Raw genomic sequence first — 26,193 nt, 5'->3', positions numbered from 1 at the left:
ATTCTCTGTGGCCTCAAAAGTCGAGTGTTGTGCACCACAGGAGTTTTCAGACGCATGTCTTCCCGCAATAATCCGGCGCGTGTCGCCATCGTGATGGGGTCCAAAAGCGACTGGGCTACCATGCAGTTCGCCGCCGAAATCTTCGAAATCCTGAATGTCCCGCACCACGTTGAAGTGGTCTCTGCCCACCGCACCCCCGACAGACTGTTTAGCTTCGCCGAAAGTGCTGAAGAGAACGGCTATCAGGTGATTATTGCAGGCGCAGGCGGTGCAGCACATCTGCCCGGTATGATTGCCGCCAAAACGCTGGTACCGGTATTAGGTGTTCCGGTGCAAAGCGCAGCGCTGAGCGGCGTAGACAGCCTGTACTCCATCGTGCAGATGCCGCGCGGTATTCCGGTGGGCACGCTGGCGATTGGTAAAGCGGGCGCGGCGAATGCGGCCCTGCTGGCGGCACAAATTCTGGCGACACACGATAAAGAACTGCATCAGCGTCTGCACGACTGGCGTAAAGCACAGACCGACGAAGTACTGGAGAACCCGGACCCGCGAGGTGCGGCATGAAGCAGGTTTGCGTACTCGGCAACGGTCAGCTAGGACGCATGTTGCGCCAGGCCGGTGAGCCGCTGGGGATTGCGGTCTGGCCCGTCGGGCTGGATGCCGAACCCGCTGCAGTTCCCTTTCAGCAAAGCGTGATTACCGCCGAGATTGAACGCTGGCCGGAAACCGCACTAACCCGCGAACTGGCGCGCCATCCGGCGTTCGTCAACCGTGATATTTTCCCTATTATTGCCGACCGTCTGACGCAAAAGCAGCTGTTTGACAAACTGAAGCTGGCTACCGCGCCGTGGCAGCTGTTGGCAGACAAAAGCGAATGGTCTGCGGTATTTGAAACGCTGGGAGAGCTGGCGATCGTCAAACGCCGCGTCGGCGGCTACGACGGTCGCGGGCAGTGGCGTTTACGCGCCCACGAAACAGAACAACTGCCGGATGACTGCTACGGCGAGTGTATCGTCGAGCAGGGTATTAACTTCTCCGGCGAAGTATCGCTGGTTGGCGCCCGCGCCCACGACGGCAGCACCGTCTTCTATCCGCTGACTCATAACCTGCATCAGGACGGCATTCTGCGCACCAGCGTCGCGTTCCCGCAGGCCAATGCCAAACAGCAGGATCAGGCCGAGGCGATGCTGTCTGCCATCATGCACGAGCTGGGCTATGTTGGCGTAATGGCGATGGAGTGTTTTATCACCCCGGAAGGCTTGCTGATCAACGAACTGGCCCCGCGCGTACACAACAGCGGACACTGGACACAGAACGGCGCCAGCATCAGCCAATTTGAACTTCACCTGCGCGCCATTACCGACCTGCCGTTACCTGTGCCGGTGGTGAACAGTCCGTCAGTGATGGTGAATTTAATTGGCAGCGACCTGAATTATGACTGGCTGAAACTGCCACTGGTGCATCTGCACTGGTATGACAAAGAGGTGCGCGCAGGTCGTAAGGTCGGTCACCTGAACCTGACCGATGGCGATACCGCTCGCCTGAGCGCCACGCTGGAAGCGCTGATTCCCCTGCTACCGCCGGAATATGCCAGCGGCATTATCTGGGCACAGTCCAAACTGAAATAAGCCATTAATGCCGGGGAATGGAATTTGTCCTTCCCCGGCCCCTCCTCTGGCGCGTAAAATCCCCTCCATTGCTGTTTTGTATTTTCAGGATTGAACATGAACGATGGAACGGACTATCGCGCGATTCTGCTCGCCGGTACGCCCTTAATCGATGTACGCGCCCCCGTTGAGTTTCAACAAGGTGCGATGCCGGGTGCAATCAACCTTCCCCTGATGAACGATGACGAACGTGCCGCGGTCGGGACCTGTTACAAACGTCAGGGACCGGACGCTGCGCTGGCACTGGGACATCAGCTTGTGAGCGGTGACATCCGCCAGCAGCGAATGAATGCCTGGCAAGCGGCCTGTCGCCAACACCCTGAGGGAATTTTATGCTGCGCACGCGGCGGTCAGCGTTCACACATTGTGCAGCAATGGCTGCGTGAATCCGGCATTGACTACCCGCTGGTCAGCGGCGGTTATAAAGCCCTGCGTCAGGCTGCGATACAAATAACTGAAGAGTTGGTGCAAAAACCAATTGTCTTAATTGGCGGCTGTACCGGCAGCGGTAAAACGCAGTTGGTGCAATTGCAGCCAAACGGCGTGGATCTCGAAGGTCTGGCGCACCATCGCGGCTCTTCTTTTGGTCGCACGGTTGAGCCGCAACTGAGCCAGGCCAGTTTTGAAAACCTGCTGGCGGTCGAGATGCTGAAAACCGACGGCCGTCAGGACCTGCATCGCTGGGTGCTGGAAGATGAAGGCCGCATGATTGGCGCCAATCATTTGCCCGAGTGCTTGCGCGAGCGCATGACTCAGGCCACGATTGCGGTGGTTGACGATCCCTTTGAACTGCGCCTTGAGCGGCTGCGTGAAGAGTATTTCGTGCGCATGCACCACGATTTCACCCAAGCGTACGGGGAAACCCAGGGCTGGCAGGAATACAGCGAATACCTGCACCACGGTCTGTTCGCCATCCGCCGTCGTTTAGGGTTACAACGTTTTGCGGAACTGACCGAACTGCTCGACGTCGCGTTGAACGAGCAACAGGCCAGCGGCAGCACCGACGGTCACATGGGCTGGCTGGTGCCGTTACTCAACGAATATTACGATCCGATGTATCGTTACCAGTTAGAGAAGAAAGCCGCGAAAATCGTCTTTCGCGGCACATGGCAGGAGGTGAATGACTGGGTTCAGACGCATTAATGCCGGTCGCGCTTATCCGCGCGTTTCGCCAGCCAGTCGCCCAGCACCTGAACAACCTGTACCAGAATAATCAGCGCCACCACGGTGACGATCATGACCTGGGTTTCGTAGCGGTAATAACCGAAGCGAATCGCCAGGTCACCAACGCCGCCGCCACCAACAATCCCGGCCATCGCGGAATAGCCGATCAGGCTGACCAGCGTTATCGTCAACCCACGCAGCAGGCCGGCACTGGCTTCCGGTAACAGCACCGTACAAATGATGCGCATCGGGCTGGCGCCAAAGGCCTCCGCCGCTTCAATAATGCCTTTATCGACCTCGCGCAGGGCGCTGTCCACCAGTCGGGCATAAAATGCAATCGCCGCTACCGACAGCGGTACCGACGCCGCAATCGGCCCGATGGTATTGCCGAGCAAAAACTGAGTTAACGGCAGCAGCAGCACCAGCAGGATCACAAACGGCACCGAACGGATGATATTCACCAGCACGGAGCTGAGCAGATACACAAAACGGTTCTGCCAGAATAAATGACGGTCGGTTACGAAGATTAAAAAACCCAGCGGCAGGCCGCCAACAATTGCCAGCACCGTTGAGATGCTCAGCATCTGGAAGGTTTCATTGAACGCCAGCGTCAAATCCGGCAATAAATCATCCACGAATCACCTCCACCTGTGCGGTACGTTGACGAATGTGCTCCACGGCGACATCGACCGCCGCAGGATTATGCGGCGCGGTCAGTTGCACCACCAATATCCCCAGCGCCCGCTCGCCAATATATTCAATTTTGCCGTGCAGGATATTCACCGCCACGCCAAATTTCACCGCCACCTCGGACAGCACCGGCTGTTCTGCCGAATCGCCAATAAACAGAATTTTTAACAGCTGCCCCGGCAAATGTTGCCGCAGGCGATCCGGTAGCGTCAGGTTGAGCGTGTGTGATACCAGCTGTTGGGTAAACGCGTGCTGCGGATGGGCAAAAACATCAAACACCTCGCCGGATTCCACCACCTTGCCACCGGACATCACCGCCACGCGATCGCAGATAGATTTGATCACGTTCATCTCGTGGGTGATCAGGACGATCGTGATCCCCAGTTGGGCGTTGATCTGCTTGAGCAGTGCCAAAATGGTAGCGGAGGTTTCCAGATCCAGCGCCGAAGTCGGTTCATCGCAGAGCAGCACATCCGGGTGGTTGGCAATCGCACGGGCAATACCCACACGCTGCTTTTGCCCGCCGCTGAGCTGCACCGGATAACGGTTGGCCTTATCAGACAGTCCCACCAGGGCCAGGATCTCCGTCACGCGTGGGGCAATTTTACTGCCCTCCCAGCCTGCAGCCTTCAGGCTGAAGGCCACATTTTGCGCCACGGTGCGGGTATGCATCAGGTTAAAGTGCTGGAAGATCATGCCGATACGCTGACGCGCCTTGCGTAATTGACGTCCCTCAAGCGCGGAGATTTCCACGCCATTCACTTTTACGCTTCCCTCGCTCGGGCGCGTTAAGGCGTTCAGGGTACGCAGCAGGGTACTTTTTCCCGCGCCGCTGGTCCCAACAATACCGAATATCTCGCCTGCGCCGATCCGCAGGCTGACGTCATCAACCGCACGGGTTGACGGCCCACGGCCTGCGGCGAAGTCCACGCAAACCTTCTCTATCTCAATCATAGCCACCTCAGAAATGCGAAAAGGGCAGTCATCGCTGCCCTGTTAACCCATTGGCGCAGCGATTACTGGGCTGCCGACATCCATTCCGGTTTCTGGAAGGCGCTGTAAATATTTTTCGGGTCGTCAATCACCGCGCGATAAGCCGGTGATTTCACCGCCTCAACAATGTCTTTGGCGAACGGTTTATCCGCATCTTCACTGCGTACCGCGATGATATTTTTCAGGTTTTCATCCAGATTCTCTTGCTTCAACGCACTTGCGAGATCCAGTTTTGCGGCAACGGCGAAGTTACCGTTGACCAGCGCGCCGGTCACGCCGTCGAGCGTACGCGGCAACTGCGCAGCTTCCAGCGGTTTGAAAATCAGCCCTTTCGGGTTGCTGGCGATATCACGCTCGGAAGCTTTAGTGGGATCGATATTATCTTTAATGGTGATCAAATCGATAGATTGCAGGAAGCGCAGCCCGCGAGCCAGGTTGGTGGGATCGTTGGAAAGCGTAATCACGTCCCCTTTTTTCAGCTCATCCAGGCTTTTGATTTTATGTGAGTAGAACCCCATTCCGGCCGTCGGGACCACAATCAGTTTGCTCAGTTTCAGGCCTTTGTCGGCAGTGAATTTGTCAAAGTACAGCGAGTGCTGGAACAGGTTAGCGTCAATGCTACCGTTGGAAAGCGCCATATTGGGCTGGACGTAGTCGCTGAATTCGCGCACCACCACCTTGTAGCCCTTTTCTTTCAGCGTCGGGGCAATAGCCTGTTTTACCATGTCACCATAAGGACCCGGCGCGACGCCGAAAACGATAGTCTGTGGATCGCTATTGGCGTGAGCAAACTGTAAGCCGCAGGCCAGTAATAATGCTCCGGTCGCGATGCGTAAATTGTGGCGCAATCCCATAATCTCTCCATTTTAACGTTGTGATGTGGTGTCTCACGCCGTTCATGCGGCGTTGTTGTTGTTGACCTGCCTAACAGGCTGATTGTTAACATGACACAGATCACAACCTGCTGTCCTTGAAATTATTTCATGATGTTGCAGAGTGTGTAATTGAAGGGGAAGGCATGAAAAAAGCCGGATGGCGGCACAAGCACCTTATCCGGCCTACAAATAACTCGATTACGCTGCTCTCGTAGGCCCGATAGCACACGTGCATCGGGCATTCCGTTTGGCAGGTGTTCGATTAGAAATCGTAACGCAGACGCACCAGGTTCATGTCGCCCAGGTTGTCGGTGCTGGAGGTAAAGACGTGTTCGTAATCTACACGGAAGCCGTAGTCCAGCTGGAAGCTGATCCCCACGCCGTTGTCGGTGCGCAGGTAGTTACGGCCATTCACGTATTCAATACGATCGCCCATAAAGTAAGGCTGAACGGATTTCAGTGCATACTGGCCAACCGGGAAAGTGTAACCGGCAAAGTATTCCAGACCCCACGCGTCACCGGCAAAATAGTCGTTAACCGACACTTTCTTGGTGGTCATGAAGTTTTGATACCAGCCGCCCCCCAGGGAGAAGGTCCAGTTGTCCGGTTTCCAGCTCAGCGCAGTACCCACGATGTTCTGATCGTACGTTTTGCTGCTGTTGCCGCGCATTTCCGCACGGGTGTAGTTCCACGCCGTACCCCAGGTTAAGTCATCGGTAATGTGGTAATCGGCACCCAGCGAGCCGCCGCCTTTACGTTTGTAGCGCAGACCGTTGTTCGGGTTGTAATCATCGCTGAAAAGATAAGAGGCGTAGAGATCTACATCGCCCACGGTTTTCTTATACTTCAGTGATTTACGCGTACGATATGAACCATCGTAGTCGCCATTAATCCCGTTACCTGGTGCCTGACCGATCATGTCGTAGTCCCAGATATCTGTTTTCGCACCGACCACATCATAGTAAATGCTGTTCTGTTGACCAAAGGTCAGCGTACCCCAGGTCGCACTCTTCAGCCCGGTGTACAGCATACGACGCGTGGTGTCGTTGGCGCCGTCGGCATGGTGATTATCCCAGTCGAACATCGCCGGGAAGTTAACACCCAGCTCGTAGTAGCTCACCCAACTGATGTCATCAAACAGATAGTAATCTGCGGCGAAGCGGAAACGGGTACCGCCATCGAAACCGTTACGCTTGTAGCCATTCTTGCCATCGTCGCCCGCCATGTTCTGGAACTGGGGACGGATACTGCCACCGACGGTGAAGTTAAGACGGCTCAGCGGATTACCCGCCTGCGGATCTTGTTTCAGGACGGTGATTTCCGCCTGGGCGGCGAACGTCGTTAATGCCACTGCTGCGCCGATCGATACCGCCAGCGCTGTTTTTTTTATAGTCATGGATTGTTTCACCTTGATAGATAGCCTGCCAATTATTCAGCATACAAATATTAACGTTTATTAATACTCGCGTGTTGGCGGGTTTTTATTGTTCCGTGCGGTTAAATATCAAGGAGTTATCAATTTGTGCGGGATAAACGAAAAATACGCACCGGTGTAAAAACCGGTGCGTAATCATCACTAAAATGAATTAATTGTTAAACTGACGAAACAGGGCCTTGCCTTTTAGCAGACGTGCGCCGAGCCACCCACCGCATAATGAGAGCAGCAACGCCCCGCAAACCGGTAAGATGACCCACAGCCGCCAGTCAGGCTCCCACGGGAAATCAAACACGCGGGTTTGCAGAACCGCCAGCGCGGTTTCTGCGCCAATGGCCGCGACCAGCCCGGAGACCATCCCCAGCATGGCAAACTCGCACCAAAGCGTGGTGCGCAGCAATTTCTTGCCCGCCCCCAGCGTCCGCCAGACCACCAGTTCCTGATGCCGCTGACGCATGCCGACCTGCACCTGAGCCAGCAGCAGCAGCATGCCACAAGCGGTAACCAGCACCACCATCACCTCCAGCGCCCGGCTGACCTGTTCAAGCACCTGGCCAACCTGTTTGAGGATCGCGCCGATATCCAGCAGGCTGATGGTCGGAAACTCGCGGTTAAGCTGCGTCAGCATGCCGTTGCCATTTTCCCAACGGAAGCTGGTCAGCCAACTTTGCGGCTGCCCGTCCAACGCGCCCTGCGGGAAGATAAAGAAGAAGTTAGGCCGCAGGCTTTCCCAGTCCACCTTACGCAGGCTACTGACCGTAGCGCTGAAATCCTGGGTGTCACCCATAAAGGTCACGCGATCGCCAAGTTTGACGTTCAGTCGCTTCGCCAGCCCTTCTTCCATCGACACTTCACCTGCTTTTGGCGGCCAACTTCCGGCGGTTAACGGGTTATGATCCGGACGGGTATCCTGCCAGGTCAGGTTCAGTTCGCGGTTGAGCGACTCATCCTGATTACCTTCGGTTGCCTTGTCATTGATGGCGGTCAGACGCGCCCGCACAATCGGGTAGAACGACTCAGGGATCACCTGATGCTCGGACAGGAACGCCTTCAGCGGCCCCACTTGTTCAGTGGCAATATTGATGAGGAAGTAGTTCGGGCTTTCCGGCGGCATTTGCTGCTGCCAGCGGTCGAGCAGATCGCCCCGTAACACCAGCAACAGCGCCAGTAGCATAAAAGAGAGCGAAAAGGCCGACAGCTGACTCAGCGTTGACCACGGCTGGCGCAGTAAGCGACTGACCGCCAGACGCAGCGGCAGCGAGGTGAGCGTCAGGCCGCGCAGCAGGTTGAGCAGCATCCAGCCCAGCACGCCGCACAACAGCGCCAGCACCACCGCACCGGCCAGCACCGCCCACAGTAGCATGCTTCCGCCCATCAGCCCGGCCAGCAGCGCAACCACCACGATCGTCGCCACGGGCAAATAGATCTTCAGCGGCCAGACGTTGGCCACCACGTCGCGGCGCAGCACCCGCAGCGGCTGCGTGGCCAGCAGCAGACGATAGGGACGCAGCCCGACCAGCAGTGAAATGACGGTCATGGTGCCGAACGCCCACAGCCACGGCCACAGGCTGGCAGGCGGCAATTCACCCGGTAAAACGGGCCTGAGCAGCAGCACCAGTATGCGTTCAAACAGCAGACCACACGCCCCGCCGGTGATACCGGACAACGCCAACACCATCAGCCACTGGCCGACAATCAGCTTGCGTAGCTGCGCCCTGCCCGCGCCGAGCGTTTTTAGTATCGCCACCAGATCGTAGCGGCTGCGGCAGTAATGATTCATCGCCACGGCAACGGCGGCAACCGCCAGCAGCAACGTTAACAGTGCCGACAGCAGCAGGAACTGTTGCGAGCGTTCGAGAGATTTCCCCAGCGCGCCTTCATCTTGTTCCAGCCCGTACCAACGCTGCTCCGGTTTTAACTGCGGCAACAGCCACTTTTCATAATCTTCCAACTGCTGCGGCGTGCCGCCAAATTTATAACGCCAGGTCACACGGCTTCCAGGCTGGACGGCCCCGGTTTTTTCGACATCGGCAAGATTCATCATCAGACGCGGCGCGATCTGGAACGGGTTAAACCCGGAATCCGGCTCCTGTACCACCTCGCCAGCAATACGCAGCGTGGCGTCCCCGACATCAATGGCATCACCGATTTTCAAATTGAGCAGCGCCATCAGACGCGGGGCCAGCAGCACCGAACCGGGCTGCGGTTTCAGCCCTGGCGGGTTGGTTTGCAGCGCGCCATACAGGGGGTACACGTCATCCACCGCTTTGACGTTCGCCAGTTGCGGAGTATCGGCGGCAAAGGTCATGGTGGCGAAGGTCAGCTGTTCGCCCACCTTCAGGCCGCGCTGTCGCGCCTCGTCAATCCAGGCTTTCGGCACGTCCCGCGAGCTTTGCAGCGCCCGGTCGCCCGCCATAAATTCGCGGCTTTGCTGACTCAGCCCTTTTTCCATGCGGTCGCTGATATTCCCCAGCGCCAGCACGCAGGCCACCGCCAGGCTGAGCGCCAGCCAGACAATTAATAATGAGGGCGAGCGCCATTCGCGCCAGAACCAGCGTGCAATCATGCCTCCTCCTGTAGCAGCCCGTTAACCAGACGTAAACGCCGGTCGCAGCGCGCCGCCAGCTGCGGGTCATGCGTGACCAGAATCAGGGTGGTGCCGTGTTCACGGTTGAGAGAGAACAACAGATCGGCAATTTTGTCTCCGGTTTGCCGGTCGAGGTTGCCCGTCGGTTCGTCGGCAAACAGCACGTCCGGGCGTCCATTAAACGCCCGCGCCAGCGCCACGCGCTGCTGCTCCCCGCCGGACAGCTGGGCCGGAAGGTGGTCAAGGCGTTTGCCTAGCCCCAATTGCTCCAGCAAAGCTTTGGCTCCAGCCTGACTGCTGCCACTATTTTCCCCGCGCAATAACGCCGGTAGTTCGACGTTCTCGAGTGCGTTGAGGGTCGGAATGAGCATGAAGGACTGAAAGACAAAGCCGACATGCTGCGCGCGCAGCTGCGCCCGGGCTTCTTCGTCCATACCGTGCAACGGTTGCCCAACCAGGTTGACTTCGCCGCTTGTGCCATCGTCCAGCCCGGCGAGGATCGCCAGCAGCGTGGATTTCCCCGAACCCGACTCACCAATCAGCGCAATGGTCTCGGCGCGTTTGACAACCAGTTCAACTCCGGTAAGGATGGATAGCTCCTGATCACCCTGACCGACGGATTTCTTAAGATGATGAACTTCAACGATGTTTTCCGCTGGCATTTGCCCTTCCTGTTCCTGGTTCTGTTAACTTTCCGCGCCGCCGCGGCGGACACGTTATTAATTCTGGGTGACAGCCTGAGTGCCGGATACCGAATGTCGGCCAGCGCAGCGTGGCCAGCGCTGCTGCATGACAAATGGCAAAACAAAACATCGGTGGTGAATGCCAGCATTAGTGGCGACACCTCACAACAGGGCCTGGCGCGTCTGCCCGCATTACTGCAACAACACCAGCCACGCTGGGTGCTGGTCGAACTGGGCGGCAATGACGGCCTGCGCGGGTTTTCACCTGCGCAAACTGAACAAACCTTGCGTAAAATTTTACACGACGTCAAAGCGGCAAAGGCCGAACCGCTGCTGATGCAAATTCGTCTGCCAGCCAACTACGGTCGCCGTTATAATGAAACCTTTAGCGCAGTTTATCCAAAGCTCGCCAGCGAGTTTGATATTCCTCTGCTGCCCTTTTTTATGGAAGAGGTCTATCTGAAACCCCAATGGATGCAGGATGATGGTATCCACCCTAATCGTGACGCCCAGCCGTTTATCGCCGACTGGATGGCGCAACATCTCACACCTCTAGTAAATCACGACTCGTAAAACAACGGAGATCCTGACAGGTAAAGTTATGCAAAAATCGGTCTTAATAACAGGATGTTCCAGTGGAATCGGCCTGGAAAGCGCGCTTGAGCTAAAGCGCCAGGGTTTTCAAATTCTGGCAGGCTGCCGCAAACCCGACGATGTCGCACGCATGAACGGTATGGGATTCACCGGCATCTTGCTGGATCTGGACTCTACAGAAAGCGTGGATCGCGCAGCCGATGAGGTGATCGCCCTGACCGATAATCGTTTGTATGGGATCTTTAATAACGCCGGATTCGGCGTGTATGGCCCGCTGCCGACCATCAGCCGTGAGCAGATGGAACAGCAGTTTTCCGCCAACTTCTTTGGTGCGCATCAGTTGACCATGCGCCTGCTGCCCGCCATGTTGCCCCACGGCGAAGGGCGTATTGTGATGACGTCATCGGTGATGGGCCTGATCTCCACGCCGGGACGTGGGGCCTATGCCGCCAGCAAATACGCGCTGGAAGCCTGGTCCGATGCGCTGCGTATGGAGTTACGCCACAGCGGCATCAAAGTCAGCTTGATTGAACCCGGCCCTATCCGCACCCGTTTCACCGAGAACGTTAACCAGACACAGAGCGATTCCCCGGTAGAAAACCCCGGTATTGCCGCACGGTTTACGTTAGGACCTGAGGCCGTGGTCGCCAAAGTGCGTCATGCTTTTGAGAGCGATAAACCGAAACTGCGCTACCCCGTCACCCTGGTGACCTGGGCAGTCATGCTGTTGAAGCGCCTGTTGCCAGGTCGCGTAATGGACAAAATTTTACAGGGCTGAGTTGAAGCCAGCGCGTCTGCCCCCATGTAAAAACAAATCGACGAATAGAGAGTGACTCCATGTCCGTACAAAATATTGTCAATATTAACGAATCTAACCTGCAGCAGACCCTTGAACTGTCGATGACCACGCCGGTCCTGTTCTATTTCTGGTCTGAACGCAGCCAGCACTGTCAGCAATTGACGCCGGTGCTGGAAAGCCTGGTCGCGCAGTACAACGGTCAGTTTATTCTCGCCAAGCTGGACTGCGACGCCGAGCAGATGATCGCCTCGCAGTTTGGCCTGCGTGCCATCCCAACGGTGTATCTGTTCCAGAACGGTCAGCCGGTGGACGGTTTCCAGGGTCCGCAGCCGGAAGAGGTGATCCGTGCGCTGCTCGAGAAAGTCCTGCCAAGTGAAGAAGAGCTGAAAGCACGCCAGGCCATCGAATTCATTGAAGCTGGCAACCACGCTGACGCACTGCCGCTGCTGAAAGAAGCCTGGCAGATGTCCAACCAGAGCAGCGAAATTGGCCTGCTGCTGGCAGAAACGCAAATCGCCCTGAACCGCTCCGACGATGCCGAAGCGGTGCTGAAAACCATTCCGTTACAGGATCAGGACACCCGCTATCAGGGTCTGGTCGCCCAAATTGAACTGCTGAAGCAGGCAGCGGACACGCCGGAAATCCAACTGTTGCAGCAGCAGGTCGCAGACAACCCGCAGGATGCCGCACTGGCCACCCAACTGGCGATCCAACTGCATCAGGTCGGACGTAACGAAGAAGCGCTGGAGCTGCTGTTCAGCCACCTGAGAAAAGATCTTGCTGCCGCTGACGGCCAGGCGCGTAAGACCTTCCAGGAGATCCTCGCCGCATTGGGCACCGGCGATGCGCTGGCGTCGAAGTATCGTCGTCAGCTGTACGCGTTGTTGTACTAATCCGCGTGATGTTGCCCGATGGCGCTTGCGCTTATCGGGCCTACAAATTCTACAAATACCGATCCCGTAGGCCGGATAAGGCGGTAGCCGCCATCCGGCTTCACATTACGTCTTCTTCAGATGCGTTACGACTAATTGGTGACGCGAATTATAGAACTTCCGATAGGTTAAATAGCAGGCGATAATGGTCGACAGGCTGGCGGTAGAAAGCAGCATGAAGGTCACCATAATCTGATATTTGATCGCTTTTACCGGATCGATACCGGCAAAGATTAACCCCGACATCATCCCCGGCAAGCTCACCAGACCGACGGTTTTCGCGGAATCAATGGTTGGGATCAACGACGCACGAATACTGTCGCGAATTAACGGCGCGGAGGCAATCTTCGGCGTGGCGCCGAGACTCAACTTTTCCTGAATTTGCTGCTGTTCGCTGTTAAATCGCTGGCCCAGATTGTTATAACACAGCCCGACCGCCACCATCGCGTTGCCCGCAATCATGCCGGAAATCGGGATCACCTGCATCGGCGTGAACGCAATGGAGCCTGACAGCACCAGTACCGCCAGCGTCAGTCCGGCCCCTGCCGTTATTGCAATAAACGACGAGATAAAGGCGTTGCCGATATATTTACTGCGTTTTTGCGCGTTATAGGCGGCGTTAAGACAGATAAACAGCACCATCAATAAGGTCAGAATACTGTGATTCACGCCAAAGATATATTTCAGCACGTAGCCGACGATAATAAGCTGGATAACCGCCCGACATACGCTCCAGAGAATATCTTTTTCCAGCGCCAGTTTTTCTTTATGGCTAATCAGAATAGCCACCACCACCAGCATCATCGCTAATGCCAGCGACTCATTGGTAATATTATGCTCGTTCATTGCGTGTTTCCTGCATTTCTCCGGCATGCGGTTGGAGGGTTATGACATTATCCGCATGATTAATTTCATCTTTGTCGTGCGTCACCCACAACACCGCCATATTTTTCTCGCGAACGTAGCGATGTATAAGCTCATTTACATTCCGCTTATTGGTTTCATCCAGCGCGCTGGTGATTTCATCGAGCAGCAGAATTTTGGGCAAAAACTGCAAATTACGAATGAGCGAGACGCGTTGCTTTTCACCGCCGGACAGTTCATTGATGCCTTTTTTGAGGATCGTCTCGGGCAGCTCAAAGCGCGCCAGATCGGCGAGAAATGCCTCTTCTTGTGGGTGTTTATGCCGAATTTGCCACGGAAAAATGAGATTGTCGTAAACGGTGTCGCCAAACAATGCGGGGGTTTGCGCACAATACGAGACCTGCTGTCGATACGCTTCGGGTTTGAGCGTGGATATCTCCTTTCCCTCAAAGAGGATCTCACCGTTGCTTGGGCTAATTAACGAGGCCACAATCTTCAGCAATGTGCTTTTACCGCAGCCGGATGGGCCTGTTATGAGCTTAAATTCCCCGGCGTGGAGATTAAAACAGATATTATTGAGAATCTTCGTGTTACCCGCATGCCAGCCGACATCGTTGAGCTGGAGCAAAATACTGCTTTCTTCCATTATCATTCCCTTTTCACCGCTTTCGTGCAGACAGTCTATCCCTGTAATTTATTATTGGGGAGCCACCTTGATAAATCGGGTATAATTTGACTTATCAGGCAGTAAAGGACAGCGTAACAGGAGGTTTTATCGATGCTCATTTTCATCCCCATTCTCATTTTTGTCGCGCTGGTGATTGTTGGCGCAGGCGTCAAAATCGTCCCTCAGGGATACCAGTGGACGGTGGAACGCTTTGGTCGTTACACCAAAACCCTGCAGCCAGGCTTAAGCCTCGTGGTACCGTTCATGGACCGGATTGGTCGTAAGATCAATATGATGGAGCAGGTTCTCGATATTCCGTCGCAGGAAGTTATCTCCAAAGATAACGCCAACGTGTCCATCGATGCGGTGTGCTTTATTCAGGTGATTGATGCGCCAAAAGCGGCGTATGAAGTCAGCAATCTGGAACTGGCGATCATCAACCTGACGATGACCAACATCCGTACCGTTCTCGGCTCGATGGAGCTGGACGAGATGCTTTCCCAGCGCGACAACATCAATACGCGTTTGCTGCATATCGTTGATGAAGCCACCAACCCGTGGGGCATCAAAATTACCCGTATTGAAATCCGCGATGTGCGCCCACCGGCCGAGCTTATCGACGCCATGAACGCCCAGATGAAAGCCGAACGAACCAAGCGCGCCTATATTCTTGAGGCCGAAGGGATCCGCCAGGCCGAAATCGTCAAGGCCGAAGGTGAGAAGCAGTCGAAAATCCTGAAAGCGGAAGGTGAACGCCAGTCCGCGTTCTTGCAGGCCGAAGCGCGCGAACGTTCCGCCGAAGCTGAAGCCCGTGCAACGCAGATGGTGTCTGAGGCCATTGCCGCCGGGGATATTCAAGCCGTGAACTACTTCGTGGCACAGAAATACACCGAAGCGCTGCAACAAATCGGTTCGTCCAATAACAGCAAAGTGGTGATGATGCCGCTGGATGCCAGCAGCCTGATGGGCTCCATTGCCGGTATTAGCGAACTGATTAAGGACAGCGCCAGCGAGCGGAACAAATCATGATTGCGATGATTCTGGTTCATCCACACCTCTTCTGGCTCAGCCTCGGCGGTCTGTTACTGGCCGCTGAGATGTTGGGCGGCAACGGCTATCTGCTGTGGAGCGGTGTGGCGGCAGTCATCACCGGTCTGGTCGTCTGGCTATTGCCGCTCGACTGGGCATGGCAGGGCGCGATGTTCGCCGTCTTAACGCTGCTGGCAGCCTGGCTGTGGTGGAAGTGGTTGGCAAAGCGTGTGCAGGAACAAAAACCGGCAGACAGCCATCTCAACCAGCGCGGACAGCAACTGGTCGGCCGCCGGTTTGTGCTGGAAACGGCGCTGGTGAACGGGCGCGGACATATGCGCGTGGGCGACAGCTCCTGGCCGGTCAGCGCGCGTGACGATTTGAGTGCAGGAACACAGGTTGAGGTGATTGCCGTTGAAGGCATTACCCTGATTATCAGAGCCTTATAACCCACATAATGACAGGAATAAAGATTATGGTCAGGAAGACACCCCTCGCCTTTGCCGTGTGTACCTTGCTGGCGGGTGCCCCACAGGCATTCGCCTCTTTTGATATGGAAGACTGTAAATGGAGCGATGCGAGCTGTCTGCTGAAAGGCATCCCGGTACTCAGCCCGGAAAACGACACCCGTGATAACCTGCTGCGTCTGTTGAGCCAGGAAAAATCATTCACCCTGCCAGTGCAGTCACTGCCTGCGGATGTTACCCGCTCCCGCGATTACTATTTTGCATATCATCCACAGTGGGATGAAATATCTCCGCCGCCAGCCGACGCCCCAGTGCAAAGCAAAGATGATGCGCTTGCCCGCCAGATGGCCGAACTGCAGATTACCGTCGAAGAGACAAACGCCGACGACGCAGAGCATGAGAACCGCCATGTGTCGAATACGACAGCCAGCGTCAGCCAGTTCTTTGCCGCACTGCTGGCGGATACTACGTTAACAGCTGAACAACGCCAGGCGTTAGCCCGGGCACGCCTGGGACTACTGTCCGGCGCGAGCGCTGAGCAAATTACATCCTCGCTTGCCACCATCCCTGCCGACGGCTTTGCGCAACAATACAAAACCTATCTGATCGCCGCCGCCCGTTTCTATGAAGGCGACTACGTCACTGCCGAACAGGATTTCACGCAGCTAGCCACCAGCAGTAGTCCCTGGTTGGCAGAAACCGCGCAATACATGCTGATGCGCACGGCGCTGAACAAAAGCAGCAAGTATAGCGACGGGCAGTACGGCGATTTTAATATCGACAATGTCAACCGCAAAGACGCCACTCAGGCACAAAAAGAGGCACAGAGCTATTTGCAACGCTGGCCGGAAGGAGTCTACGCCAATTCCGCACGCGGCATGCTGCGCCGGATTAACTGGTATTTGCAGGCATGGCCGCCGCTGGCTGGGCTGTATGAACAAGCCTTCCAGCAGACAACCGACGCACAGCAGCTGCGCGATACGGTCATCGAGTACGATAATGTTTTCGGTATGCAATTCTTTGAAGGCCCCGTGGTGGAGGCCTTCCCCGACGCGCCGCTGGTCAGCTATATCGAACTGCTGCGCGCGCTGCGTTTGAATGGTGATTACAAACTGACATTAACCCAAGAACAACTCGACGCCAGCAAACCGGTATTTGAGAAGAGCGGAAAACTCGCCCTGTGGCAGGATCTACAGCTGAATATGTGGATGGCAACGGGCAATTACGCAGCCATTGTGCAGGCGGTGACCCCTGCGCAAAAACTCCCCGCACACGACATTCTCGCCTTCAGTGAGCAGGTGCTGTACGGCGCAGCGCTGATGGGGCAACAGCAGTGGCCCGCCGCCCGCGCGTTCTGGCAGCAGCTACTGAAAATCAGTCAGGACCCCGAACAGCAGCAGTATGTACAGGCCAAGCTGGCGGCAACGCTGGTTTACAGCGGCGACATTGCGTCTATTTTCGCCCCGGACAGCGCGGTGACGAACCTGCGTTTTCGTTCGCAGGTGTTAAAAGCACAGGCAACACCAGAGCTGCTGCGCCAGCAGGCCACTCGCGGCCCCAACAACGAAGAACGCACCATCGCCCTGCATACATTGTTGGTACGCGATCTCACCGAGAATCGTTTTAGCGACTGGTTGAACGACAAAAAGCTGGCTGGCGCGATTACGCCACCGGTGATTGGCGAGTCGTTTGCTGATGTGAATCTGAGTACCTTTGACTGGAACGGCGACGCCGCCCAGGCCGGTTACACCTGCCGTAGCCTCGATGAAACGGTCACTGTGCTAAGCAAAAAAGCGGATGATGCCCACGCGCTGAACTGCCTGGGGGAATTCTTCCGCACTTCGCAAACCCATGTTGCTCTGCAGGCAGACCGCGCCGGTAACGACGTGCTGGTCACGGCCATCTCACGCAAAGAGCCGTTCGGACAGTTTGACCGCCAGCGTTATTATCAGCAGGTGATCGCTTCCCCCAACGCAGAAGTCGAAGACAAGAGTTTTGCGCTGTACCGGGCCATCATGTGCTATGCGCCATCGGGTTATAACGAATGCGGCGGTGAAAAGGTGGACAAGTCGCAGCGTAAAGACTGGTACACACAGTTGAAGACGCAGTATCCAGGAAGCCCGTGGACGCAAAAACTCAAATACTACTGGTAATTGCGCTGCTGAGCGGACAGGCTCAGGCCGCAGAAACGGTAGCTGCCCGTGAACATCAGGCTTTTTGGTTATGGTCCGGGGTAAAAGCCAGCGACGAGCTGCGGGACGCGCAAACGGTGTATCTGCACCAGGGGGAAGTGCTGACCCGCTCGGGCCAGGTGGTCTTTCAGCGTCTGGGTCTGCCGGTCAGCCGCCTGACCTTTCCGTCAATTTGGCTGACCGTGCGTTTTACTACCCTCGACGTACCGGATGCGATCCCGGCACGTATCGTGCGGCTGTTGCAGCGCTGGCAGGCCGCAGGCAACCACGTGGTCGGTCTACAGGTTGATTTTGACGCGGCAACCCATCAGCTCGCCGATTACGCCCGATTTCTGCAACAGCTGCGCCAACAATTGCCGCCGGAGTTCGCTCTTGGGGTAACCGGACTGCTGGACTGGGCCAAGACCGGCGATGTCGCCACGCTGAATGCGCTACCGGTTGATGAACTGGTGGTGCAGAGCTATCAGGGACGTCACACGGTAGCCAATTATCAGGCGTATCTGCCCGCACTCACCCGGTTACACATTCCGTTTAAGCTCGGGCTGGTACAACACGGTAGTCGGGATGTGCAGGCGGAAGCGCAGTTGGAGACATCACCATGGTTTCGTGGCACGGTGGTCTTTATGCTGCAACCGCCTCGCCTTTAGGCCTTCGCTTTGTGGTGGCAGCAGCCGGAGAGATTATCAATGATCGGACATTCGGCGCTGTCATCGCCGGGACAGCTGTCCGCCAGCGCCAGCAAATGCGTGCGCATCGCCTGGAGTTCGTTAATGTGCCGCTCAATGTCCGCCACTTTTTCCAGGGTGCGCTTTTTCACATCCGCGCTGTGGCGTGCCGGATCGTTAAACAGGTTTACCAGCTCACCGCACTCTTCAAGGTTAAAGCCAACCTGCCGCGCCTGACGCAGCAACGTCAGTTCGTTCAGATGTTGCTGCGTATAGGTGCGGTATCCGTTTTCGCTGCGCAGCGGCGGCGTCACCAGCCCTTTCTCTTCATAAAAGCGGATAGCTTTACTGGTTAAACCGGTTTTTTTAGCAACATCGGATATATTCACATCTTCCCCCTTGACCTTCCCCTTGATGGAAGGTTTAACCTTTATAACAGTTAGTCAAAACGATTGCCAAGGTCAATAAACCACCGACCAATCATAGAGGATTATTGTTATGTCTCAAACCATCGACCTGACCCTGGACGGATTGTCCTGTGGTCACTGCGTTAAACGCGTCAAAGAAAGTCTCGAACAACGTCCGGACGTTGAGCAAGCGGATGTCACTGTTACCGAAGCACACGTTACCGGTAGCGCCAGCGCTGAAGCGTTAATTGAAACCATCAAACAAGCCGGCTATGGCGCAGAGTTAAGCCACCCAAAGGCTAAACCGCTGGCGGAGTCATCAATCCCGTCGGAAGCGCTGACAGCGGTCTCTTCTGAGCTTCCGGTAGCGACGGCTGAAGATGACAGCCAACAGTTGTTGTTGAGCGGCATGAGCTGCGCCAGCTGTGTTTCCCGGGTACAAAATGCGTTGCAAAACGTACCGGGCGTCACGCAGGCACGGGTAAATCTGGCGGAGCGTACTGCGCTGGTAATGGGCAGCGCTTCCGCCGAAGAATTAGTCCAGGCCGTAGAGAAAGCTGGCTACGGCGCTGAAGCCATCGAAGACGATGTTAAACGTCGTGAACGCCAGCAGGAAACGGCCGTTGCCACCATGAAACGCTTTCGCTGGCAGGCAGCCGTTGCGCTGCTGCTGGGCGTACCGGTGATGGTGTGGGGCATGATGGGCGATAACATGATGGTCACCGCCGATAACCGTAGCCTGTGGCTGGTCATCGGTCTGGCGACGCTCGCCGTGATGGTCTTCGCAGGCGGTCACTTTTACCGCAGCGCATGGAAAAGCCTGATGAACGGCACCGCCACCATGGATACCCTGGTGGCGCTCGGAACCGGGGTGGCCTGGCTCTATTCAATGAGCGTTAACCTCTGGCCGCAGTGGTTCCCGATGGAAGCACGCCACCTCTATTATGAAGCCAGTGCGATGATTATCGGTCTGATTAACCTCGGACATATGCTGGAGGCGCGCGCCCGTCAACGCTCCTCCAAAGCACTGGAAAAACTGCTCGACCTCACGCCACCGACCGCGCGCGTGGTGACAGAAGAAGGCGAAAAAAACGTCCCGCTGGCCGATGTTCAGGCAGGCATGTTACTGCGCCTGACCACCGGTGACCGCGTCCCGGTGGACGGTGAAATCACCCAAGGCGAAGCCTGGCTGGATGAAGCCATGCTCACCGGTGAGCCAATCCCACAACAAAAAGGCGAAGGCGACAGCGTCCACGCCGGTACGGTGGTTCAGGATGGCAGCGTGCTGTTCCGCGCCAGCGCTGTCGGCAGCCATACCACCCTGTCGCGCATAATTCGCATGGTCCGTCAGGCGCAAAGCAGCAAGCCAGAGATTGGCAAGCTGGCTGACCGCATCTCCTCGGTGTTCGTTCCGGTGGTGGTAGTGATTGCGCTGGTCAGCGCCGCAATCTGGTATTTCTTTGGCCCGGCACCGCAGATTGTCTATACGCTGGTGATTGCCACCACCGTACTGATTATCGCCTGCCCGTGTGCGCTGGGTCTGGCAACACCGATGTCGATTATTTCCGGGGTCGGTCGTGCCGCAGAGTTTGGTGTTCTGGTCCGCGACGCCGATGCGCTGCAGCGTGCCAGTACGCTTGATACCGTGGTGTTTGATAAAACCGGGACGCTGACCGAAGGGAAACCGCAGGTTGTCGCCATCAAAACTTTCGGTGATATCGATGAAGCGCAGGCCATCCGTCTGGCCGCAGCCCTTGAACAGGGTTCCAGCCACCCGCTGGCCCGCGCGATTCTGGATAAAGCCGGCGATGCGGCCCTGCCGCAGGTCAATGGGTTCCGTACGCTGCGCGGCTTAGGCGTTAGCGGTGAAGCGGAAGGTCATAGGCTGCTGCTGGGCAACCAGACGCTGCTCCATGAACAGCAGGTGGTCACCACAGAGATGGAAGCTGAAATCACCGCGCAGGCCACTCAGGGGTCGACTCCGGTGCTGCTGGCGATTGACGGCAAAGCGGCCGCACTGCTCGCGGTACGTGACCCGCTGCGCAGCGACAGCGTGGCGGCACTGCAGCGCTTGCACCGCGCCGGGTATCGTCTGGTGATGCTCACCGGGGACAACCCAACCACCGCTAACGCTATTGCCAAAGAAGCAGGCATCGACGAGGTGATCGCGGGCGTTCTGCCGGACGGAAAAGCAGAGGCGATTAAACGCCTGCAAAGCCAGGGACATCAGGTGGCGATGGTCGGTGATGGGATCAACGATGCGCCAGCACTTGCCCAGGCTGATGTAGGGATTGCCATGGGCGGTGGCAGCGATGTCGCCATTGAAACCGCGGCGATTACGCTGATGCGCCATAGCCTGATGGGCGTAGCGGATGCGCTGTCTATCTCGCGGGCCACCCTACGGAACATGAAGCAAAATCTGCTCGGCGCATTTATCTATAACAGCATTGGTATTCCCGTTGCCGCCGGGATCCTGTGGCCGTTTACCGGTACCCTGCTTAACCCAGTAGTGGCTGGGGCGGCGATGGCGCTCTCTTCCATCACCGTGGTAAGCAACGCGAACCGACTGCTGCGCTTTAAACCCAAAGAGTAACCCTGTTCCGGATGACGCTAACGCTTATCCGGCCTACAAAATGCAGGTGATATCGTAGGCCGGATAAGACGCTTTCGCGTCGCCATCCGGCGATTCACGCATTGCACCTTCCTGGACCACGCGCTAGCATGTGATTTTTCAACGGGAGGTCGTATGGATCTGTTATACCGGGTAAAAGCATTATGGTCTGCACTACGCGGTCACCATTATACCTGGCCTGCTATCGACATCTCGTTGCCCGGTAATCGCCATTTTCATCTGATTGGCAGTATTCATATGGGCAGCCGTGAAATGGCCCCTCTGCCCGCCAAACTCCTGAAAAAGCTCTACCGCGCCGACGCGCTGATCGTCGAAGCCGATGTTTCCGGTGACGATGCCCCGTTTGCTAACCTGCCCACGTTTGCCGCTCTGGAAGACCGCATCAGCGACGAACAGCTCCGCCACGTGCAAAAAGTCAGCGCTGAGTTGGGCATTTCCCCTTCCCTGTTTTCCACCCAACCTTTGTGGCAAATCGCCATGATATTGCAGGCAACCCAGGCGCAGCAGTTGGGGTTACGTGCGGAATACGGAATTGATTACCAACTGCTGAAACAGGCGAAGCAGGCGCAAAAGCCGGTTATCGAGCTGGAAGGTGCTGCCAGCCAAATCGATCTTTTATGTCAGCTACCGGATAACGGTCTGGCGTTGCTGGACGATACCCTGACACACTGGCATACCAATGCCCGTCTGCTGCAACAGATGATGGGTTGGTGGTTAAAAACACCGCCGCAAAATAACGATCTCACGTTACCCAATACGTTCAGTCAGTCGTTATATGACGTCCTGATGCACCAGCGAAATGAGGCATGGCGGGACAAGCTTAACGCGTTGCCCGCAGGCCATTATGTGGTGGCAGTAGGCGCACTGCATCTTTATGGAGAAGGGAATTTGCCGGAGATGTTGCGATAAAAAAATGGCCAATATTTCTATTGGCCCGTCAAAGAGGAATTTCATCATTATTATTATGCCGACGCTTAAAGCATCGGTGTAGGTCGATTGTCGCTCAAAGTCAGCATCCTGCCAATACTATTGCGCAAGATGGTACTATTTTTTCGACCGCCATCAGGCGTATGCTTTAGTCGTATTTTGTCTGAGCCAGGAAAAATTGCTATGACACCCGCCGTTAACTTACTCGAAAAAAACAATATTTCGTTCCAGATCCATACCTATGATCACGATCCGTCAGAGACTAATTTTGGTGATGAAGTGGTGCGTAAACTGGGTCTGAATGCAGATCAGGTCTATAAAACGCTGCTGGTTGCCGTGAATGGCGATATGAAACATCTGGCCGTCGCCGTCACGCCGGTAGCCGGACAGTTGGATCTGAAAAAGGTCGCCAAGGCGCTGGGCGCGAAAAAGGTCGACATGGCCGACCCGATGGTGGCGCAGCGTACCACCGGCTATCTGGTGGGCGGCATCAGCCCATTAGGGCAGAAAAAAAGATTGCCGACGCTTATCGACGCCCCCGCCCGGACGTTTGACACCATTTATGTTTCCGGCGGCAAACGCGGGCTGGATATTGAACTGGCGGCGGACGATTTGGCCAAAATTCTGGATGCGAAATTCGCCGATATCGCACGCCGCGATTAACCTGTTTTGGAATGATTGCCTGATGGCGCTACGCTAATCAGGCCTACAACTGAATACTCTACAGACTCGTAGGCCGGATAAGGTGCTTGCACCGCCATCCGGCACTGCGCTCAGTTATTGCCAGCTAACTTCACCCTTCGGCTCAAACGCACTGGCATCCAACGGTGAATTATTCTGCACATACTCTTTCAATACTTCCGCATCGATAAACCCGGTATTCACATAACCCGGTTTGTTATCAATTCGCGGATAGCCATCACCGCCGGTGGCGTTGAAACTCAGCGTCGCCATGCGATAGGTTTTGGCCGGGTCGACGGGCTCGCCGTTGATTTTCAAATCGTTAAGCTTGCCGTCCTTCGCCACAAAGCTAACGTTGGCAAATTGCGGATAGGCACCCGAGTCCGGCTTCATTTGCGCGACGGCGGTCAGATAGTCAACCACCTCTTTACCACTCATATCGGCATAGACCACTATGTTGCCAAACGGCTGAACCTTGAGCACGCTTTTATAGGTAATATCGCCGCCTTCAATGGAGTCACGGACGCCACCACCGCTCATCACGCCAAAATCAGCACCGGTGCGCGCCATTTGCGCCGCCAGTAGCAGACGCCCCATATTGGTCTGAACAAAACGGACTTTGCTGCGGTCTCCTTCCAGACGCCCATTAACGCTACCAATTTTGACCTCCAGCTGCGCTTTGCCTTTATTCTGGAACGGCGTTAGCAGGGAAAGCATTTGCGGGTTTTCAGCGATTTCCGGGGTGAAAAGTACGCGCTCACTTTTGCCGTTATCCCAGGTCACTTTCTTCTTCAGGTTTACCGGAATGAGCTGGTAGTTGACCATTTTCATTTCGCCGTTGCGGAATTCAAAGTCCGCGCGGCCTACGTATTTTCCCCACTCGTGCGCTTGGACGATCCAGATACCATTTTGTTTATCTGGCGCACACGGGGTACCTGGTACGTAATCCACCTGCTTTTTGTTTTCCGATGCCATGCACACCGGATCCTGTGAGTGACCACCCACAATCATCGCCAGCGCGCCTGCGGGCAGGCTACGCGCCATTTCCACATCGCCTGGAGCGTTGGAGCCGTGGTTGCCGTTGTCGTAATGCCCCATGTGCGTGGTGGCAATAATGACATCGGGCTTTTCACCCATATTGAGTTCCTGAATCACCAGCTTGGCTTCATCCGCAGGTTTACGGAACTCGATATCGATGAAGAACTCCGGGTTGCCAATTTTCGCCGTGTCGTCGGTGGTTAAACCGATAACGGCAATTTTTAAATCCTGACGCTTAAAGATGGCCCAGGGTTTGAATAAACGCTCACCGGTGCTTTTCTGGTAGATGTTGGCGGAGAGGAGCGGGAATTTGGCCCATTTTTCCTGCTGTCGCAACACGGTCAGTGGATTATCAAATTCGTGGTTTCCCACCGCCATCGCGTCATAGCCAATCAGGTTCATGCCGCGAAAATCCGGTTCAGCATCCTGAAGATCGGACTCCGGTACACCGGTATTAATGTCACCGCCGGAAAGCAACAGGACGCTTCCGCCCTCGGCTGCCACCTCATGACGAATACCGTCCACCAGCGTTTTTTGCGCCGCCAGCCCGTATTCGCCGTATTCGCTGCGCCAGAAGTGGCCGTGATGATCGTTGGTATGCAGAATGGTTATTTTATAGGTTTTATCTTTTTCGTAAGCCTGAGCAGGCTGACCTGCCAGCGCAAAGGCGGCAAATAATGCCAGCGTCACGCCCCGTTTCAAAAATTTCATGCTTCTCTCCCTGACCCAATATCAACCGCTGAAATTACAATGATATGAAATAATAGCCGAAAATGTTTTCAGAAATGAGACTTCCTTCAAACACCTTCCGCAGGTATGTTAGTCGGATAATAATTACACCTGTTCCTGTCTCATCATTACTGAAGTGGACCTATGGCTACCAATCAAACCGCTCAACCGCTCCCCGGCTCTGCTGCGCCGTCGCAAAAAGCACGCACCTCGTTTGGCATTTTAGGGGCGATCAGCCTTTCTCACCTGCTCAACGATATGATCCAGTCGCTGATCCTGGCGATTTATCCGCTGTTGCAGTCAGAGTTCTCGCTGAGCTTTATGCAGATCGGGATGATTACCCTGACTTTCCAGCTCACCTCCTCGTTACTTCAACCGGTGGTAGGTTACTGGACAGACAAATATCCGATGCCATGGTCACTGCCTATTGGCATGTGCTTCACGCTGAGTGGACTGGTATTACTGGCAATGGCCGGTAATTTCCATATGGTGCTGCTCGCCGCTGCGCTGGTCGGCACAGGTTCATCGGTGTTTCACCCGGAATCGTCTCGCGTGGCACGGATGGCTTCCGGCGGTCGCCATGGTCTGGCCCAGTCTATTTTCCAGGTGGGCGGTAACTTCGGCAGTTCTCTGGGGCCATTGCTGGCGGCTGTCATCATCGCGCCATACGGTAAGGGTAATGTAGCGTGGTTCGTGCTGGCCGCGTTGTTAGCGATTGTGGTACTGGCGCAAATCAGCCGTTGGTATTCGGCCCAACATCGGATGAGTAAAGGTAAGCCGAAAGTCGCCATCGTTAACCCGCTACCGCGCAACAAGGTGGTGCTGGCGATTAGCATCCTGCTGGTGCTGATTTTCTCCAAATACTTCTATATGGCGAGCATCAGCAGCTATTACACCTTTTATCTGATGCAAAAATTCGGATTATCGGTACAAAATGCGCAGTTCCACCTGTTTGCGTTCCTGTTTGCCGTTGCGGCAGGGACGGTTATTGGCGGACCGCTAGGTGATAAAATCGGTAGAAAATATGTCATTTGGGGCTCTATCCTCGGCGTAGCGCCGTTTACCCTCGTTTTACCCTATGCAACGCTGGAATGGACCGGGATTTTAACCGTGATCATTGGTTTTATCCTGGCATCGGCCTTTTCTGCCATTCTGGTATACGCTCAGGAGCTGCTTCCGGGGCGTATCGGCATGGTTTCTGGGCTGTTTTTTGGTTTTGCCTTTGGCATGGGCGGCTTAGGGGCCGCGGTGTTAGGGCTGGTTGCCGACCATACCAGTATTGATTTGGTCTATAAAATATGTGCTTTCCTGCCTCTTCTGGGGATACTGACCATATTCTTGCCTGATAACCGACATAAAGCCTGATTTTATGGCGGCCAAAAGTAAACTTTGGCCGCCATCACTTACAGTGACCATCAGCGTTTGCTCTATGCTCCCCCCCGCAGTTATCCGATCCGTGCTTTTTTACGACTAAAT

The 26,193-nt window shown here is 55.6% G+C and carries 24 protein-coding genes; 14 read left to right on the top strand and 10 right to left on the bottom strand.

What is annotated here, in order from left to right; genetic code table 11:
• The first annotated feature begins 54 nt into the window (after positions 1-54).
• The 3 genes from purE to mnmH all read left to right on the top strand — a co-directional run bounded on the left by purE (position 55) and on the right by mnmH (position 2,810).
• Positions 55-564 (top strand): 5-(carboxyamino)imidazole ribonucleotide mutase, encoded by a 510-nt coding sequence (gene purE / locus FCH32_RS05155; RefSeq protein ID WP_096758002.1) that lies wholly within the window; start codon positions 55-57, stop codon positions 562-564.
• Positions 561-1,628 carry a 5-(carboxyamino)imidazole ribonucleotide synthase gene (gene purK / locus FCH32_RS05150; protein WP_135912435.1) on the top strand — a complete coding sequence of 356 codons (1,068 nt, stop codon included), beginning with the start codon at positions 561-563 and terminating at the stop codon, positions 1,626-1,628. Before purE ends, purK begins: the two co-directional genes overlap by 4 nt.
• Positions 1,629-1,724: 96 nt before the next feature.
• Positions 1,725-2,810, top strand: coding sequence for a tRNA 2-selenouridine(34) synthase MnmH (gene mnmH, locus FCH32_RS05145; protein ID WP_174360600.1), 1,086 nt, complete (start codon positions 1,725-1,727; stop codon positions 2,808-2,810).
• Here mnmH and FCH32_RS05140 read toward each other — a convergent pair.
• The 6 genes from FCH32_RS05140 to ybbA all read right to left on the bottom strand — a co-directional run bounded on the left by FCH32_RS05140 (position 2,807) and on the right by ybbA (position 10,073).
• A complete protein-coding gene (locus FCH32_RS05140) occupies positions 2,807-3,466 on the bottom strand; it encodes a methionine ABC transporter permease (RefSeq protein WP_005125237.1) in 660 nt (219 codons plus the stop codon). The genes mnmH and FCH32_RS05140 overlap by 4 nt on opposite strands.
• Positions 3,459-4,475, bottom strand: a complete 1,017-nt coding sequence (sfbB, locus tag FCH32_RS05135; RefSeq protein WP_137362757.1) for a virulence-associated ABC transporter ATP-binding protein SfbB — start codon at positions 4,473-4,475, stop codon at positions 3,459-3,461. Before sfbB ends, FCH32_RS05140 begins: the two co-directional genes overlap by 8 nt.
• Positions 4,476-4,537: 62 nt before the next feature.
• A complete protein-coding gene (locus FCH32_RS05130; protein WP_117342153.1) occupies positions 4,538-5,368 on the bottom strand; it encodes a MetQ/NlpA family ABC transporter substrate-binding protein in 831 nt (276 codons plus the stop codon).
• A gap of 283 nt (positions 5,369-5,651) precedes the next feature.
• The gene (locus tag FCH32_RS05125; RefSeq protein ID WP_174360599.1) at positions 5,652-6,785 is read right to left on the bottom strand and encodes a porin; all 1,134 of its coding nucleotides are present in this window, start codon (positions 6,783-6,785) and stop codon (positions 5,652-5,654) included.
• 190 nt (positions 6,786-6,975) lie between these two features.
• The gene (gene ybbP, locus FCH32_RS05120) at positions 6,976-9,390 is read right to left on the bottom strand and encodes a putative ABC transporter permease subunit YbbP (protein WP_117342151.1); all 2,415 of its coding nucleotides are present in this window, start codon (positions 9,388-9,390) and stop codon (positions 6,976-6,978) included.
• Entirely contained in the window at positions 9,387-10,073 is a 687-nt protein-coding gene (ybbA, locus tag FCH32_RS05115; protein WP_174360598.1) for a putative ABC transporter ATP-binding protein YbbA, read from the bottom strand. Before ybbA ends, ybbP begins: the two co-directional genes overlap by 4 nt.
• Here ybbA and tesA point away from each other — a divergent pair.
• From tesA to FCH32_RS05100, 3 genes are read left to right on the top strand one after another with little or no spacing between them, the layout of a single operon-like run.
• Entirely contained in the window at positions 10,041-10,667 is a 627-nt protein-coding gene (tesA, locus tag FCH32_RS05110) for a multifunctional acyl-CoA thioesterase I/protease I/lysophospholipase L1 (RefSeq protein WP_217438920.1), read from the top strand. The genes ybbA and tesA overlap by 33 nt on opposite strands.
• Before the next feature lie 28 nt (positions 10,668-10,695).
• A complete protein-coding gene (locus tag FCH32_RS05105; protein ID WP_096758010.1) occupies positions 10,696-11,466 on the top strand; it encodes an SDR family oxidoreductase in 771 nt (256 codons plus the stop codon).
• Positions 11,467-11,525: 59 nt separating this feature from the next.
• Positions 11,526-12,380 carry a co-chaperone YbbN gene (locus FCH32_RS05100; protein WP_115259180.1) on the top strand — a complete coding sequence of 285 codons (855 nt, stop codon included), beginning with the start codon at positions 11,526-11,528 and terminating at the stop codon, positions 12,378-12,380.
• A 105-nt stretch (positions 12,381-12,485) separates the two neighbouring features.
• Here the strand turns inward: FCH32_RS05100 and fetB are convergent, their stop codons facing one another.
• Both fetB and fetA read right to left on the bottom strand, forming a co-directional pair.
• The gene (fetB, locus tag FCH32_RS05095; protein WP_117342149.1) at positions 12,486-13,265 is read right to left on the bottom strand and encodes an iron efflux ABC transporter permease subunit FetB; all 780 of its coding nucleotides are present in this window, start codon (positions 13,263-13,265) and stop codon (positions 12,486-12,488) included.
• Entirely contained in the window at positions 13,252-13,929 is a 678-nt protein-coding gene (gene fetA / locus FCH32_RS05090) for an iron efflux ABC transporter ATP-binding subunit FetA (protein ID WP_174360597.1), read from the bottom strand. Before fetA ends, fetB begins: the two co-directional genes overlap by 14 nt.
• 132 nt (positions 13,930-14,061) lie before the next feature.
• Here fetA and FCH32_RS05085 point away from each other — a divergent pair, with 132 nt between their 5' ends.
• From FCH32_RS05085 to FCH32_RS05070, 4 genes are read left to right on the top strand one after another with little or no spacing between them, the layout of a single operon-like run.
• On the top strand, positions 14,062-14,979 hold the full coding sequence (locus FCH32_RS05085) for an SPFH domain-containing protein (RefSeq protein ID WP_096758014.1): 918 nt from the start codon (positions 14,062-14,064) through the stop codon (positions 14,977-14,979).
• A complete protein-coding gene (locus FCH32_RS05080; RefSeq protein WP_117342146.1) occupies positions 14,976-15,428 on the top strand; it encodes an NfeD family protein in 453 nt (150 codons plus the stop codon). The genes FCH32_RS05085 and FCH32_RS05080 overlap by 4 nt, the downstream gene beginning before the upstream one ends.
• Positions 15,429-15,454: 26 nt before the next feature.
• Positions 15,455-17,599 carry a PA5441 family protein gene (locus FCH32_RS05075; protein WP_174360596.1) on the top strand — a complete coding sequence of 715 codons (2,145 nt, stop codon included), beginning with the start codon at positions 15,455-15,457 and terminating at the stop codon, positions 17,597-17,599.
• Positions 17,569-18,285, top strand: a complete 717-nt coding sequence (locus FCH32_RS05070) for a DUF3142 domain-containing protein (RefSeq protein WP_174360595.1) — start codon at positions 17,569-17,571, stop codon at positions 18,283-18,285. The genes FCH32_RS05075 and FCH32_RS05070 overlap by 31 nt, the downstream gene beginning before the upstream one ends.
• Here the strand turns inward: FCH32_RS05070 and cueR are convergent.
• Positions 18,282-18,692 carry a Cu(I)-responsive transcriptional regulator gene (cueR, locus tag FCH32_RS05065; protein ID WP_096758018.1) on the bottom strand — a complete coding sequence of 137 codons (411 nt, stop codon included), beginning with the start codon at positions 18,690-18,692 and terminating at the stop codon, positions 18,282-18,284. The genes FCH32_RS05070 and cueR overlap by 4 nt on opposite strands.
• A gap of 109 nt (positions 18,693-18,801) precedes the next feature.
• Here cueR and copA point away from each other — a divergent pair, with 109 nt between their 5' ends.
• The 3 genes from copA to ybaK all read left to right on the top strand — a co-directional run bounded on the left by copA (position 18,802) and on the right by ybaK (position 22,932).
• Complete coding sequence (gene copA / locus FCH32_RS05060; RefSeq protein WP_117342143.1) at positions 18,802-21,303, top strand: copper-exporting P-type ATPase CopA; 2,502 nt, start codon at positions 18,802-18,804, stop codon at positions 21,301-21,303.
• A 153-nt stretch (positions 21,304-21,456) separates the two neighbouring features.
• On the top strand, positions 21,457-22,251 hold the full coding sequence (locus tag FCH32_RS05055; RefSeq protein WP_137362748.1) for a TraB/GumN family protein: 795 nt from the start codon (positions 21,457-21,459) through the stop codon (positions 22,249-22,251).
• A 201-nt stretch (positions 22,252-22,452) separates the two neighbouring features.
• Positions 22,453-22,932, top strand: a complete 480-nt coding sequence (gene ybaK / locus FCH32_RS05050; protein WP_146717221.1) for a Cys-tRNA(Pro)/Cys-tRNA(Cys) deacylase YbaK — start codon at positions 22,453-22,455, stop codon at positions 22,930-22,932.
• A gap of 114 nt (positions 22,933-23,046) precedes the next feature.
• Here ybaK and ushA read toward each other — a convergent pair whose 3' ends face one another.
• Complete coding sequence (gene ushA / locus FCH32_RS05045) at positions 23,047-24,699, bottom strand: bifunctional UDP-sugar hydrolase/5'-nucleotidase UshA (RefSeq protein ID WP_174360594.1); 1,653 nt, start codon at positions 24,697-24,699, stop codon at positions 23,047-23,049.
• Positions 24,700-24,861: 162 nt separating this feature from the next.
• Between ushA and FCH32_RS05040 the strand changes: the two genes are divergently transcribed.
• Positions 24,862-26,082 carry an MFS transporter gene (locus tag FCH32_RS05040; protein WP_115259189.1) on the top strand — a complete coding sequence of 407 codons (1,221 nt, stop codon included), beginning with the start codon at positions 24,862-24,864 and terminating at the stop codon, positions 26,080-26,082.
• Positions 26,083-26,193 lie beyond the last annotated feature (111 nt).

The sequence above is a fragment of the Citrobacter gillenii genome (assembly GCF_013337685.1).
Lineage (GTDB): Bacteria > Pseudomonadota > Gammaproteobacteria > Enterobacterales > Enterobacteriaceae > Citrobacter > Citrobacter gillenii.
Note: the sequence above shows the minus strand (reverse complement) of the source record. Positions and strands in the feature narration are given on the sequence as shown.